The 13,714-nt window shown below is 39.8% G+C and carries 14 protein-coding genes; 13 read left to right on the plus strand and 1 reads right to left on the minus strand.

Features of this window, described 5'->3' with window-relative positions; genetic code table 11:
- Position 1 precedes the first annotated feature (1 nt).
- The gene (locus AC1DSK_RS03440) at positions 2–961 is read left to right on the plus strand and encodes an ABC transporter permease (protein WP_477546505.1); all 960 of its coding nucleotides are present in this window, start codon (positions 2–4) and stop codon (positions 959–961) included.
- A gap of 73 nt (positions 962–1,034) precedes the next feature.
- On the opposite strand, the gene AC1DSK_RS03445 is transcribed toward AC1DSK_RS03440, so the two are convergent.
- Positions 1,035–1,484: a PH domain-containing protein gene (locus AC1DSK_RS03445; protein WP_477546504.1), complete on the minus strand. Its 450-nt coding sequence runs from the start codon at positions 1,482–1,484 to the stop codon at positions 1,035–1,037.
- A 260-nt stretch (positions 1,485–1,744) separates the two neighbouring features.
- Between AC1DSK_RS03445 and yfmF the strand changes: the two genes are divergently transcribed.
- The 12 genes from yfmF to AC1DSK_RS03505 all read left to right on the plus strand — a co-directional run bounded on the left by yfmF (position 1,745) and on the right by AC1DSK_RS03505 (position 13,557).
- Entirely contained in the window at positions 1,745–3,037 is a 1,293-nt protein-coding gene (gene yfmF / locus AC1DSK_RS03450; protein WP_477546503.1) for an EF-P 5-aminopentanol modification-associated protein YfmF, read from the plus strand.
- Complete coding sequence (gene yfmH / locus AC1DSK_RS03455; RefSeq protein WP_477546502.1) at positions 3,018–4,322, plus strand: EF-P 5-aminopentanol modification-associated protein YfmH; 1,305 nt, start codon at positions 3,018–3,020, stop codon at positions 4,320–4,322. Before yfmF ends, yfmH begins: the two co-directional genes overlap by 20 nt.
- Positions 4,319–5,047: an elongation factor P 5-aminopentanone reductase gene (gene ymfI, locus AC1DSK_RS03460; protein WP_477546501.1), complete on the plus strand. Its 729-nt coding sequence runs from the start codon at positions 4,319–4,321 to the stop codon at positions 5,045–5,047. Before yfmH ends, ymfI begins: the two co-directional genes overlap by 4 nt.
- 43 nt (positions 5,048–5,090) lie before the next feature.
- Complete coding sequence (locus tag AC1DSK_RS03465; RefSeq protein ID WP_016427573.1) at positions 5,091–5,348, plus strand: DUF3243 domain-containing protein; 258 nt, start codon at positions 5,091–5,093, stop codon at positions 5,346–5,348.
- 189 nt (positions 5,349–5,537) lie between these two features.
- Entirely contained in the window at positions 5,538–6,335 is a 798-nt protein-coding gene (locus AC1DSK_RS03470) for a DUF3388 domain-containing protein (protein WP_016427572.1), read from the plus strand.
- Positions 6,336–6,351: 16 nt separating this feature from the next.
- Positions 6,352–7,215 carry a helix-turn-helix domain-containing protein gene (locus AC1DSK_RS03475; protein WP_477546500.1) on the plus strand — a complete coding sequence of 288 codons (864 nt, stop codon included), beginning with the start codon at positions 6,352–6,354 and terminating at the stop codon, positions 7,213–7,215.
- A gap of 48 nt (positions 7,216–7,263) precedes the next feature.
- Positions 7,264–7,842: a CDP-diacylglycerol--glycerol-3-phosphate 3-phosphatidyltransferase gene (pgsA, locus tag AC1DSK_RS03480; protein WP_016427570.1), complete on the plus strand. Its 579-nt coding sequence runs from the start codon at positions 7,264–7,266 to the stop codon at positions 7,840–7,842.
- 14 nt (positions 7,843–7,856) lie between these two features.
- Positions 7,857–9,107, plus strand: coding sequence for a competence/damage-inducible protein A (locus AC1DSK_RS03485; protein ID WP_477546499.1), 1,251 nt, complete (start codon positions 7,857–7,859; stop codon positions 9,105–9,107).
- A 364-nt stretch (positions 9,108–9,471) separates the two neighbouring features.
- Positions 9,472–10,530 carry a recombinase RecA gene (gene recA / locus AC1DSK_RS03490; protein WP_016427568.1) on the plus strand — a complete coding sequence of 353 codons (1,059 nt, stop codon included), beginning with the start codon at positions 9,472–9,474 and terminating at the stop codon, positions 10,528–10,530.
- A 199-nt stretch (positions 10,531–10,729) separates the two neighbouring features.
- Entirely contained in the window at positions 10,730–12,289 is a 1,560-nt protein-coding gene (rny, locus tag AC1DSK_RS03495; RefSeq protein ID WP_016427567.1) for a ribonuclease Y, read from the plus strand.
- Between the two features lie 110 nt (positions 12,290–12,399).
- Positions 12,400–13,197 carry a TIGR00282 family metallophosphoesterase gene (locus tag AC1DSK_RS03500; RefSeq protein WP_477546660.1) on the plus strand — a complete coding sequence of 266 codons (798 nt, stop codon included), beginning with the start codon at positions 12,400–12,402 and terminating at the stop codon, positions 13,195–13,197.
- Positions 13,198–13,284: 87 nt separating this feature from the next.
- Entirely contained in the window at positions 13,285–13,557 is a 273-nt protein-coding gene (locus AC1DSK_RS03505; RefSeq protein ID WP_016427565.1) for a stage V sporulation protein S, read from the plus strand.
- Positions 13,558–13,714: the final 157 nt, after the last annotated feature.

A 13,714-nucleotide genomic window follows, 5' to 3' on the forward strand; every position in this document is an offset into this window, starting at 1 on the left:
CATGAGTTTCTTGGAAGTATTATATTTTCTAATCCCTGCAGCCATTGCTTATGCAGCGCCTCTAATTTTAACCGCTATTGGTGGGGTTTTCTCTGAGCGTTCTGGTGTAGTAAACATTGGATTGGAAGGACTCATGGTCATGGGTGCTTTCATTGGTATTCTATTTAACTTATCTTTCGTTCATATATTTGGACAAGGTACAGAGTGGATGGCTCTTCTTGCTGCTATGGTTGTTGCTTCATTATTTTCATTACTGCATGCCGTGGCTTCTGTATCGTTCCGTGCGGATCAAGTCGTTTCTGGTGTAGCGATTAACTTATTGGCAGTGGCGCTATGTTTGTTCCTAGTAAAAATGATTTACGGAAAAGGTCAAACTGATTTTGTTCAAGAGCGATTCTTGCGTGACGATATTCCGTTCTTAAAAGATATTCCGATTTTAGGCCCTATGTTTTTCCAGAACGTCTATTGGACTTCTGTTTTAGCAATTGGGATTGCTATTCTAGCATGGGTTGTCCTGTATTACACTCCATTCGGTCTGCGCCTTCGTGCTGTAGGTGAACATCCAATGGCCGCTGATACAATGGGAATAAATGTAACACGTATGCGTTATATTGCTGTCATGATTTCAGGTGGTTTAGCCGGTATCGGTGGCGCGATTTATTCACAGTCGATTTCATTGGACTTCAGTCATTCAACAATCAATGGACAAGGATTTATGGCACTTGCTGCAATGATCTTTGGTAAGTGGCATCCCCTGGGTGCGATGGGGGCAGCTCTGTTCTTTGGGTTTGCTCAAGCGTTAAGTATTGTCGGTGGATCATTGCCGTATATTAGTGAAATTCCTAGTGTCTTCTTGTTAATTTTACCTTATGTCTTAACAATCCTTGCTTTAGCAGGATTCATTGGTAAAGCAAATGCACCAAAGGCTATAGGAACACCTTATATAAAAGGGAAACGATAAAATTGATCTTAAAAGGACCGGGCATTTTGCCTGGTCCTTTCTTTTTTTGTTTACACATTTAGTTAATAATAATTTACTGAGTTATTTTATCAATTTGTATATTTGGCGCACGTTTCTCTAATTCGAAAATGAAAAGGTCAATGTCTTTAGGTGAAATCTTCACACTTCCTAAAGTTGCTGATTTATAAAATAATTCAATACCTTGTTTTGATGATAACAAGCGGTAACCTGTAAAGATTTCTGTTGTGGGTGAAATCCTTGTTATATCTTCATATGGGATTCGACTTTTAAATAACCCACCTTTTACAAACAAATGGTCATTATATAGGACGTATTTAATAGAAAAAGCAGACCACAATAATATCCCAATTGATAACACACATAAGGAAAGTACAGTAATGGTATCAATACTCGTTCTATCATAATCTAAAAGCAGAGGAATCAAAAATACGCTAAGGATAATAAATACTGTGATTGATATGATGCCAACGAAAAATTTATCTATTTTTGAATGAAACTCCATAATAAAACACCTCCTAATTTAACTACGAATAGCTAATAGGAAAGTTTCACTGGATTTACATTTTTTACAAAGAATAATTCTTTTGTTCACCGGTGATTAAGATTCAGGAATTAATTGACAACAGATATTTGAATCCCTAGCAAGAGGTATTTATGGGACGTAAGACTTATATTTTTTCACGAGCTATTTGCAATCATTTACCAGCACCATGTATAGTGAAAGATATGGTATGGCATATTAATGAAATAGGAGGGATTTCGATGTTTCAAACAATCGAGTTACAACCAGGCATCCATCTACATATTAGGCCTACAGATCAATTTAAAACTGTAAACTTTTCATTTAAATTCAAACAATTATTGACTAATCAATCTGCTTCAGAACGTTCAGTACTTTCAAATGTATTGATGCATAGTAATGAGCTTTTCCCATCCAATTCAGCTTTCCGAAGCCATTTAGATGAGCTTTACGGGACGATTATGTATTTAGACTCAAGCAAAAAGGGGAGTGATCATTCTGTCACTTTGCTTGCTGAGTCTGTCAATGATCAATATTTGTCTACTGGCGGAGTGTTGGATCAAGTAATTAATCTTATGCAAACGGTTCTTTTCCGTCCAAATCTGGAGCAGGGAACGTTCAAAGAATCGATTGTAACACGTGAAAAAGATACAGTCATTCAACGTATTGAGTCAATATACGATGATAAAACACGATATGCACAACAGCGACTGGTTGAATTAATGCGACCAAATCACCCAGCTTCTATTGGTGCAAACGGGACCATCAATGATGTTAATGCGATTACCAAGGAATCCTTATTTAATGCCTACAAGAAAATGCTTGAAGAAGATGAGTTGGATATTTATGTTGTGGGTGACGTGGATGTAGAAGAAATGACTGCCAAGCTGAAACAAGCATTTCCTTTCAAAGCACGATCGAAAAAGCAAAAAAATGTTCATGAAAACATTGAGCATAAAACCGCTGAGAAAAATAAGGTCAACGAACAACAAGAAATGAAGCAAGGGAAATTGCATATTGGTTACAGTACACCCGTTACGTTTACGCATCCTGATTTTCCAAAAATGCAAATTACGAATGGCATTTTCGGTGGATATCCTCATGCGAAGTTGTTCCTGAACGTTCGTGAAAAAGAGAGCATGGCTTATTATGTGTCAAGTACATTCTCTTCAGCATATGGATTATTATTTGTTCTTGCTGGAATTGATGCGAGTAAACAAGAAAAAGCGGTGCGTTTAATTGATGAACAATTGGAGGCAATGAAAAATGGGGAGATTTCAAAAAATGAAATCGATCAAACTGTTGCCATGTTGAAGAATCAATTAAAAGAAGCGCTTGATTCTGCTCGAGGACAAATCGAGATTTATGATCAATACAAAGACCTTGATGAAAAATTCTCAGTTGATTCATGGGTTGAAAAGTGGACATCAGTCACGAAAGAGGATATTCAGGACATGGCAAAATCAATTAATAAAGAACTTGTTTATTTCTTGTCTGGAAAGGAGGAGCTGTCGCATGAAGGAGCTTCACTTTAAACAATTGGATGAAAAAATGTACCATGAAAAAATGAATAATGGTCTGGAAGTATATATCTTGCCTAAAAAAGGCTTCTCGAAAACATTTGTGACCTTTACAACAAAGTATGGGGCAATTGATCGTACTTTCGTGCCGTTAGGAGAGTCAGAGCCTATTACTGTCCCGGATGGAATTGCTCATTTCCTGGAACATAAAATGTTTGAAAAAGAAGACGGCGACGTATTCCAGAAATTTAGTGGATATGGGGCATCTGCCAATGCATTTACATCCTTTACCCGTACAGCGTATTTATTTTCCTCAACGGATCACTTGTATGAAAACACGGAAACCCTCTTGAATTTTGTGCAGGAGCCTTACTTCACACAAGCAACTGTTGAAAAAGAAAAAGGGATTATCGGTCAAGAAATCACGATGTATGATGATCAACCTGACTGGCGATTGTATTTTGGCACTATTGAAAATATGTACAAAGATCATCCCGTGAAAATCGATATTGCTGGAACAATCGATTCGATCGATAAAATTACTGCTGAGCATTTATATACTTGTTATGAAACGTTCTACCATCCGTCAAATATGTTATTGTTCGTTGTTGGCGCAGTAGATCCGGAAAAAATGATGACTTATATCAGAGTAAATCAGTCTAAAAAAGAATTTGCCGAACCACAACCGATCCAACGCGCTTTTCCTGAAGAACCGTTGGAAGTTGCAAAACATGAAAATAAATTGTTAATGGATGTTCAGAAACCAAAAGTATATATTGGACTAAAAGCGAAAGAAACTTCTCTGCAAGGCGATGCCATGATGAAACACGAGCTGGGGATTCAACTTGCATTGGAATTGATTTTTGGCCGATCTTCGGACTTCTATGTGGAAGCCTATGAAAAAGGCTGGATCGATGAATCGTATGCTTTTGATTTCACATTGGAAAAAGGCTATGGCTTTGCTTTGATTGGATCAGACACTTCAATGCCGAAAGAATTAATTGAAGCAATTAAAAAAGAACTGAAAAAAGTTGAAGAGAAATGGCCATTTGGACAAAGCGATTTAGACCGTGTCCGCAAGAAAAAAATTGGATATTTCCTTCGTGCCTTAAACTCAGTGGAATTTATTGCGAACCAATTTACTCGTTACGCATTTAATGATATGGATTTATTTGATGCTGTTCCTTCTCTTGAGAAGATGACTGTTGAGGACTTGCAACAAGCTTTCGAATCCATACAAGGTGAAGAACAACAGACTGTATTTTCTGTTCTTCCGAAGAAAGAGCAATCGGCATCATGAAGAAATTTGCCTGCATTTTTGGGGCATCGGGTGAAATCGGGCAAGCCATTGCATATGACATGTCCAAACATGGCTGGAGTTTGTATTTACATTTCAATGAAAACAAACAGTCCATTGATCAATTAATATCACATTTACAAGATCTTTATCCGAACCAAGAATTTCATGTCATTCAAGGAGACCTTGCTGACAATAAAGCAATCCATTTTATTTGTACACAACTTTTTGAAGTTCAAACGATTGTCTTTGCATCTGGTCAGGCTTTGTATAAATTACTTGAAGAGACCACACCTCAAGAAATGGAAATGGTGTGGCGAACGCATGTGCAAGCACCTATGACAATCATCGGTCAGCTAGCTCCTAAATTAAGACGGCATGACCGGTCTTATATCAACTTTATCGGCTCGATATGGGGAGAAACTGGAGCGGCTGGAGAAACTGTTTATTCAGCCGTCAAAGGTGCGCAGCATGCTTTCGTAAAAGCTTATGCAAAGGAATCAGGGTCGTCTGGAGTTCGAGTCAATGTCATTGCCCCAGGAATCATTGATACGAAAATGAATGAAGCATTCGATGCGGGAGAAAGAATAGCGCTTGAAGATGAGATTCCTCTTCAAACTTTTGGTAAACCGCAGGACGTAGCTAATCTTGTAACTTTTTTAACCAGTGGAAATGCGGATTATATAACGGGTCAAGTGCTCCGGGTAAATGGCGGTTGGTACATATAATTTCTTTTTTTGCACATACTGTTTGTGAAAAGGAGGAATGGACATGGCCTTACTTGAAAACTGGCAAAAATGGACACACTTTCTGGGTGTAAATGTAATGAACGCCGAATCAACTGGGATGACTAAAAAAGCCATCCAATCAACAGCTTATGAAATCGGCGATTACTTAGCCAAAAATGTGGATCCTAAGAACGAACAAGAGCGTGTTTTGTCGGATTTATGGTCAGTTGCTACTGAAGATGAACAACATGCATTGGCGAACATGGTCGTCAAATTAGTTCAACAAAAAACTGTACAGTAAAAGAAAAGAAGGACATTGTTCCTTCTTTTCTTTTTTCCTTTTCTTACGTACATAAATCAGCTATGATAGAACCTAGAGTAGTTTGGAAACGTCATCTATTGAGAAAGACTTGAAAGGTGTCGCATTAGGAGGATTTTTGTTGAAAAAGACTTGCTCCTTCAATAAGTTAGGCGGAAAGGTCGTTACATTATGCGCGAATGGTATTTTGAATATGAAATACAAATAAACCGTCCAGGATTGCTCGGGGATATTGCCTCTTTACTCGGTATGCTTCGTGTTAACATTGTGACAATTAACGGTGTAGACCAGGGCAGACGAGGGTTGTTGCTTCGTGCAGAGAATGATGAGCAAATTGAACGTTTTGAATTGATTGTTTCAACGATGGAGACGATTAAAGTTACAAAGTTCCGGGAACCGAAACTACGTGACATTTTAGCAGTCAGACACGGTCGATACATACAACGAGATGCGGATGATCGCAAAACATTTCGTTTTGTTCGGGATGAATTAGGTCTACTCGTCGATTTTATGGCAGAATTGTTTAAGCAAGAAGGACATAAATTAATCGGGATTCGTGGAATGCCTCGAGTAGGAAAAACCGAATCAGTTGTTGCTGCTAGCGTCAGTGCAAATAAAAAATGGGTGTTCTTATCTTCAACCATGATTAAACAAACCGTCCGAAGCCAATTGGCAGGAGACGAATTCAGTGATAACAATATTTTTATCCTGGACGGAATCGTGACGAGACAATCTACAGATGAACGTCATTTACAGTTGGTGCGTGAAATGATGCGCCTCCCGTCAATTAAAGTAGTTGAACATCCTGATATGTTCGTTCAACAATCAGATTACACGATTGAAGACTTTGATTACATTATTGAATTGCGACACGAACCAGATGAAGAAATAACATACGAAATGATGGAAAAAAACCAGATGATGTCTGAAAGAGGTAACTTGGACGGCTTCGGTGGTTTTAACTTTTAACAGGCAGGTGTTTTAGTTGACTGAATTAGGAACTCGTCTTAAAGAGGCGAGAACGGCAAAAGGATATAGTTTGGACGACTTGCAGGAAATGACGAAAATACAAAAACGTTATCTTGCCGGTATCGAAGAAGGCAACTACAGCATGATGCCGGGTCCGTTTTATGTTCGAGCATTTATTAAGCAATATGCTGATGCAGTTGGATTGAATTCTGATGAATTGCTAGAGTCGTATAAGCAGGAAGTACCTTCTTCCACGAGTGAAGAAGTGCGTCAAACGATGACGTCTGCACCTTCTAGACGCCGACCGATTGGAAGATCATCAAATAGTATGAACGAGATGATTCCGATGATCGTAGTGGCACTATTCATTATTATTGGTATCGTAATTTTTTGGTTTTCCTATCAAAATTTAGCGAAAAATGATGACCCATCTGAGGACGCTGTCAAGGACGAAGTGTCTATTGAACCTCCGACCGAAGATGAAACTCCGACAGAAGATGAAACTCCGGTTGAAGAAGAGCCGGAAGAACCAGAAGATGTGGAGCCAGTACCGACTCAGAAAATTGAAATGGGTGCAATTGATGGTGAAACAACTAATTATACGGTTACAGGAGCCGAAACATTTTCAGTGAAAATTGTTGCACGAGGCAGAACATGGGTTGGTGTTAAAAATCCATCCGGTGTAGAAATGCTGGGTCGTGAATTAGCCGTGGGAGAAACGGTTAACCTAGATCTAAGTGATTTACCTTCGGCGCGTATTCGAGTTGGATCAGCATCGCAAATAGATGTCTTTGTCAATGACGAAAAAGTGGAGTATGGAATTTCACCAGCAGAAAAAGTTGTTCAAAATATGATGATTCAATTTTCAAAACAGCAATAGTCATCTCTAACAAGATGGCTATTTTCTTTGAATCGAGAGGAGACAAAAATGAATATACCAAATCAAATTACGGTTTCAAGAATCATCATGATCCCTATATTTGTTGTTTTCATGTTAGTTGATTTTGGCTGGGGTGATGTTACATTTTTAGGATCAACTATACCAGTTGAACATTTAATTGGCGCAATCATTTTTATTTTTGCATCAGTAACGGACTTTATTGATGGATATTATGCGCGTAAACATAACTTGGTAACGAATATGGGTAAGTTCCTGGATCCACTCGCTGATAAATTATTGGTTTCTGCAGCCTTGATCATCCTTGTAGAACTTGGATTCGCACCTGCTTGGATTGTTATCATAATAATCAGCCGCGAATTTGCTGTTACGGGACTTCGTTTAATTCTTGCAGAAGAAGGTGAAGTTGTGGCAGCGAAACAATTGGGGAAAATCAAGATGTGGACTCAAATTGTCGCGATTTCCGCATTGCTACTTCACAATATTATCTTTGAAATGTTCTCTATTCCATTCGCTTCAATCATGTTGTATGTGTCATTGTTCTTTACGGTTTGGTCTGGATGGGATTACTTCTATGCAAACCGCCGTGTGTTACTCGACTCAAAATAGGGGCGTGAATGAAGATGAATGCTGAAATTATTGCAGTAGGATCTGAACTGTTACTTGGACAAATCACAAATACAAATGCACGCTATATTTCGAGTCAACTGGCTGAACTGGGTGTCAATGTCTATTATCATACGGTAGTTGGTGATAACGCGGAGCGTTTAAAACAAGCGATTGAATTGGCTGAAACACGAGCGGATCTAATTGTATTCTCTGGAGGACTTGGTCCAACCAAGGACGACTTGACGAAAGAAACTATTGCAAGGCACGTAGGAACCGACCTCGTTATGGACGAGACCGCACTGATTTCCATTGAAGCATTCTTTAACCGTATAAACCGTCCGATGACTGAAAACAACAAGAAGCAGGCTCTTGTACTTGATGGCTGTGAAGTGTTGGCTAATCATAACGGTATGGCTCCGGGGATGTTCTATTCAAAAGGAAACCATGTGTATATCCTTCTGCCTGGACCACCTAAAGAAATGGAACCAATGTTTCAATTAGAAGCAAAGCCCGTTTTGGCAAGATGGCTGAATCAAGGAGAAGTGATTATTTCACACGTCCTTCGTTTTTATGGAATCGGTGAGGCGGAGCTTGAAACACGGATTATGGATTTACTGGATGCCCAAACTAATCCAACTATTGCGCCGCTAGCTTCCGATGGGGAAGTCACTTTGCGGATTACCGCCAAAACTTCTACCGAAGAAGAAGCACTAAAATTGATTCAAGAAACTGAACAAGTATTACTTTCCCGCGTAGGAGATTATTTATACGGCTACAACGATGACTCGCTTGCATCAAGTGCAAGCAGATTATTAATAGAGCAAGGATTGACGATATCGGCAGCTGAAAGTTTGACTGCCGGATTATTCCAATCAGAACTGGCTGCCATCCCGGGTGTAAGTCAAACATTGGTTGGTGGTGTGGTTACATACACAGCGGAGTCGAAAATGAATCAGCTCGGAGTCTCAAAAGACATCATCGACCAATACGGAGTTGTGAGTGCTGAATGTGCGACTGCCATGGCCAGTAGGGTGAAAGCAATGTTCCAGACGGATATAGGCGTCGGACTGACTGGTGCAGCTGGTCCTAACTCTCATGATAATAAGCCAGCAGGCACTGTGTGGATCGCAATTAACCTTCCGAATGATGATGTGGTGACTCACGAACTGCATTTAAGCGATATGCGTAATACCAATCGTCTGAGAGCAGTGATGAGGACGTTCCATTATTTGATTCAATTGCTATCAAACAATCAAGCACAATAATAGATTTGTAAAGGAGCAATCATTCTCATAAAGATTGCTCCTTTTTTGATTGGCATTGTAAAAAGATTGTTCCTCACTAGCCAACAAGTATGAAAACCACATACATGTGGATCTCCAGCTTCACGCTTTAGCGGCATGTTGGACTCAATGCTCGTACACGAAAAGGGAACCGATTCCTTCTATATTTTTTAATAATCTACACTAATAGTTTTATAGAGCCTATTGAATAATGATGAGCTTGTCATTAAATATGATAAAAAAATAAACCGAATAAACGTTCGCTTTTTTCTTGTATATTTCTCATAAACCAAGTATAGTAGAGACAGAAGTTAAATTAGCGTTTAAATTAAAGGAGGAACCATTCTTGAGCGATCGTAAAGCAGCGTTAGACATGGCGTTAAAACAAATTGAGAAACAATTCGGCAAAGGTTCTATTATGAAACTTGGCGAAAAAACTGATCGTGAAGTATTGACTACTTCCAGCGGATCTCTTGCACTTGACGTGGCACTTGGTGTGGGCGGATATCCAAGAGGACGTATTATCGAAATTTATGGACCTGAAAGCTCAGGTAAAACAACTGTGGCACTTCATGCGATTGCAGAAGCACAAGCAGCTGGTGGACAAGCAGCTTTCATCGATGCTGAACATGCGCTTGATCCAATTTATGCACAAAATTTAGGCGTAAACATAGATGAATTATTATTATCACAACCAGATACAGGTGAACAGGCATTAGAAATTTGTGAAGCACTTGTACGTAGTGGTGCAGTTGATATCGTTGTTATTGACTCAGTTGCTGCACTTGTACCTAAAGCTGAAATTGAAGGCGATATGGGTGACTCTCACGTAGGTCTTCAAGCGCGCTTGATGTCACAAGCTTTACGTAAATTGTCTGGTGCAATCAGCAAGTCAAAAACTACGGCAATCTTCATCAACCAAATTCGTGAAAAAGTCGGCGTTATGTTCGGTAACCCGGAGGTAACACCTGGTGGGCGCGCACTTAAATTCTATAGTTCAGTGCGTCTAGAAGTCCGTCGTGCAGAAGCCATCAAGTCGGGTAACGATTTCATGGGGAACAAAACGAAAATTAAAGTCGTTAAAAACAAAGTAGCACCTCCATTCCGTACTGCGGAAGTCGATGTTATGTATGGACAAGGGATTTCACGTGAAGGTGAAATCGTTGATTTAGGAGTCGAAATGGATATCGTGAACAAGAGCGGTTCTTGGTATGCATATAACGATGATCGTTTAGGTCAAGGACGCGAAAATGCAAAACAATTCCTTAAAGATAATCCTTCAACACGTAATGAGATTGCTCAAAAAATCCGTGCAGCTTATGGCATGATGGCCACAGCTTACACAATTGCAGCTCATGAGGAAGAAGAAGATGAAGAGTTTGAGTTATTACTAGATGAAAAATAAGATTTAAGTAGTAGCCTGCCGTAATAATCGGCAGGCTATTTTCCTTTAAGGACACTCGTGAATCCTTGACAGAGTATTTTTACATCTATACAATTAAACTTGTATAATCTCTTAAATGAAACCATTTGGCAGTATTGTGGATGACTCCATATATGAGCCGACTGAACATGAAAATGAAATAGCAAGAGGAGGTGTTCAAATGATTGAAACAGTACTCATCTCCGCTTTGCTTGGTCTTATCGTCGGTGCCGTTGTTAGCTATATTTTAATTAAAAATGTGAACGATTCAAAAGTGACTGGTGCGAAGCAGTCTGCGGTGCTTATCGTAGACGAAGCGAAGCGAGAAGCGGAAGCTCTTAAAAAAGAGGCATTACTAGAAGCAAAAGATGAAACTCACAAATTGAGATCTGAAGCAGAATCTGACATCCGTGAACGCCGATCTGAACTGCAAAAACAGGAAAATCGGTACTTGCAAAGAGAAGAAAACCTTGACCGTAAGGATGATGCTCTTAACAAAAGAGAAGCGGGTCTAGAGCGTAAAGATGACGCTCTGACTGAGAGACAACAGCATATCGAGCAGATGGAAAGCAGAGTGGCAGAATTAGTTGCCAAACAACAAACAGAACTTGAACGCATTTCTGCATTAACACGTGAAGAAGCGAAAGGCATCATTCTACAGCAAGTAGAAAATGAATTAGCAACGGACATCGCAGTTATGACGAAAGAATCCGAAACGCGTGCGAAAGAAGAGTCAGACAAAAAAGCACGTGAAATCTTGTCAATAGCTCTACAACGCTTCGCGGCAGACCATGTAGCAGAAACGACTGTATCAGTCGTAAACTTGCCAAATGATGAAATGAAAGGCCGCATCATTGGACGAGAAGGTCGAAATATTCGAACTCTCGAAACATTGACAGGTATCGATTTAATAATCGATGACACACCTGAAGCAGTTATTCTTTCTGGTTTTGATCCGATCCGTCGTGAAACAGCACGTCTCGCACTTGAAAAATTAGTGCAAGATGGACGTATTCACCCGGCACGTATTGAAGAAATGGTCGAAAAATCAAGACGAGAAGTTGATGAACAAATTCGTGAAATCGGTGAACAAACGACATTTGATATTGGCATTCATAATTTACATCCAGATTTAATTAAAATCATGGGTCGGATGCGTTACCGCACGAGTTATGGTCAAAACGTCCTGAAGCATTCAAAAGAAGTGGCATTTTTAGCTGGATTGCTTGCAGCTGAACTTGGCGAGGATGTAACGCTTGCACGTCGTGCAGGACTTCTACACGATATCGGGAAAGCAATCGACCACGAAGTGGAAGGTAGCCACGTTGAAATCGGTGTGGAACTTGCTACGAAGTATAAAGAGCATCCAGTCGTCATTAACAGTATCGCTTCCCATCATGGGGATACAGAAGCAACATCTGTCATTGCGGTGTTAGTAGCCGCAGCCGATGCATTGTCAGCAGCACGTCCTGGTGCACGTAGTGAAACGTTAGAAAATTACATTCGTCGTCTTGAGAAGCTGGAAGAAATTTCAGAGTCTTATGATGGTGTTGAGAAATCATTTGCCATTCAAGCAGGTCGCGAAATTCGTATTATGGTTCGTCCGGAACAAATTGATGATATTACAGCACATCGTTTGGCGCGTGATATCCGTAAACGAATTGAAGAAGAACTGGATTACCCTGGTCATATTAAAGTAACGGTCATTCGAGAAACTCGCGCCGTTGAATACGCTAAATAAGTAAAAAGGGCTTCGATCTGAAGCCTTTTTTTACTTTTTATGATAGTAGCTGTTTTGTGGAATATCAACAACCAACAGCAGAGCCAATGGAAATGAAAGAAGGAATGAAAATGAAAGTATTATTTATTGGAGACATCGTTGGATCGATTGGTCGCGATGCAGTAGAAGATTATTTACCAAGATTGAAAAGAAAATATCAACCAGACGTGGTCATTGCAAATGGCGAAAATGCTGCAGCAGGTCGAGGAATAACTCAAAAGATATTTCAAGATTTGCTTTATATGGGAGTCGACGTTGTGACGATGGGGAACCATACATGGGATCAAAAAGAAATTTTTGATTTCATTGATGATACGGATTATTTAATTCGACCGGCAAACTTTTCAGATGAAGCACCGGGTAAGGGCATGACGACTATTACAAAAAACGGTCAAACGTTATCTGTGATTAATTTGCATGGCCGTACATTTTTACCGCCACATGATGATCCATTCAAAAAAGCGACTGAGCTTGTAAATGAAGCAAAGCAAATATCTCCACTGATTTTTGTTGATTTTCATGCAGAAGCAACGAGTGAAAAAATAGCGATGGGTTGGCATTTAGATGGGGAAGTTTCCGCCGTTGTTGGTACGCATACGCATGTCCAGACAGCAGATGCCCGCATCTATCCAAATGGAACAGCGTACATCACGGACGTCGGGATGACAGGTCCTTATGACGGCGTACTTGGGATGAAGAAAGAAGATGTACTGTATCGTTTCCAGACGAATATGCCCGCTCGTTTTGAAGTACCAAAGTCAGGAAGATCTGTACTCAGCGCATTTTTCGTAGAGTTGGATAACCAAACAGGAAAAGCCACTTCGTTTGAACGTATTTATATCAACGAAGATTATCCTTTCAGAGGATAACTTCTTCTATCTTTCTCTTATCTTGCATACAGTGACTTAAGGACATCTTAATCGTCCAACGGTCAGCAAGGACAAGGAGGAATCGTAGTGGAATCATTAAAAGTATCTTCAAGATCTAATCCAAACTCAGTTGCAGGTGCATTAGTTGCAGTCATCCGTGAAAAAGGGTATGCAGAAATGCAAGCAGTTGGAGCAGGAGCACTTAATCAAGCGGTAAAAGCAGTTGCAATTGCACGTGGCTTTGTCGCGCCGAGTGGCACCGATTTAATTTGTTCTCCGGCATTTACAGATATTGTGATCTCTGGGGAAGACCGGACAGCTATTAAGCTTTTAGTTGAAAAACGTACAAGAGCACAATAAGAAAAGCGTAAAGCGCTATTCTTACTTAATTGTAAACGAACCCAATCTCAAAAGAGGTTGGGTTTTTACGTATTTTCAGGACAAATTACTAATTTGGGTTCCTCCAAAGGACTGAATTTCAAAAAACTACCGCAATTTTTATAGTGAATGAAGCAAT

This window comes from Paenisporosarcina sp. P4_B8, assembly GCF_056402175.1.

Coding starts and splice junctions, on each gene's coding strand:
- yfmH (WP_477546502.1), top strand. CDS start 3,018: ATGAAGGAGCTTCACTTTAAACAATTGGATGAAAAAATGTACCATGAA.
- yfmF (WP_477546503.1), top strand. CDS start 1,745: ATGTTTCAAACAATCGAGTTACAACCAGGCATCCATCTACATATTAGG.
- AC1DSK_RS03470 (WP_016427572.1), top strand. CDS start 5,538: ATGCGCGAATGGTATTTTGAATATGAAATACAAATAAACCGTCCAGGA.
- AC1DSK_RS03440 (WP_477546505.1), top strand. CDS start 2: ATGAGTTTCTTGGAAGTATTATATTTTCTAATCCCTGCAGCCATTGCT.
- AC1DSK_RS03465 (WP_016427573.1), top strand. CDS start 5,091: ATGGCCTTACTTGAAAACTGGCAAAAATGGACACACTTTCTGGGTGTA.
- AC1DSK_RS03445 (WP_477546504.1), bottom strand. CDS start 1,484: ATGGAGTTTCATTCAAAAATAGATAAATTTTTCGTTGGCATCATATCA.
- rny (WP_016427567.1), top strand. CDS start 10,730: ATGATTGAAACAGTACTCATCTCCGCTTTGCTTGGTCTTATCGTCGGT.
- AC1DSK_RS03485 (WP_477546499.1), top strand. CDS start 7,857: ATGAATGCTGAAATTATTGCAGTAGGATCTGAACTGTTACTTGGACAA.
- AC1DSK_RS03500 (WP_477546660.1), top strand. CDS start 12,400: ATGAAAGTATTATTTATTGGAGACATCGTTGGATCGATTGGTCGCGAT.
- ymfI (WP_477546501.1), top strand. CDS start 4,319: ATGAAGAAATTTGCCTGCATTTTTGGGGCATCGGGTGAAATCGGGCAA.
- pgsA (WP_016427570.1), top strand. CDS start 7,264: ATGAATATACCAAATCAAATTACGGTTTCAAGAATCATCATGATCCCT.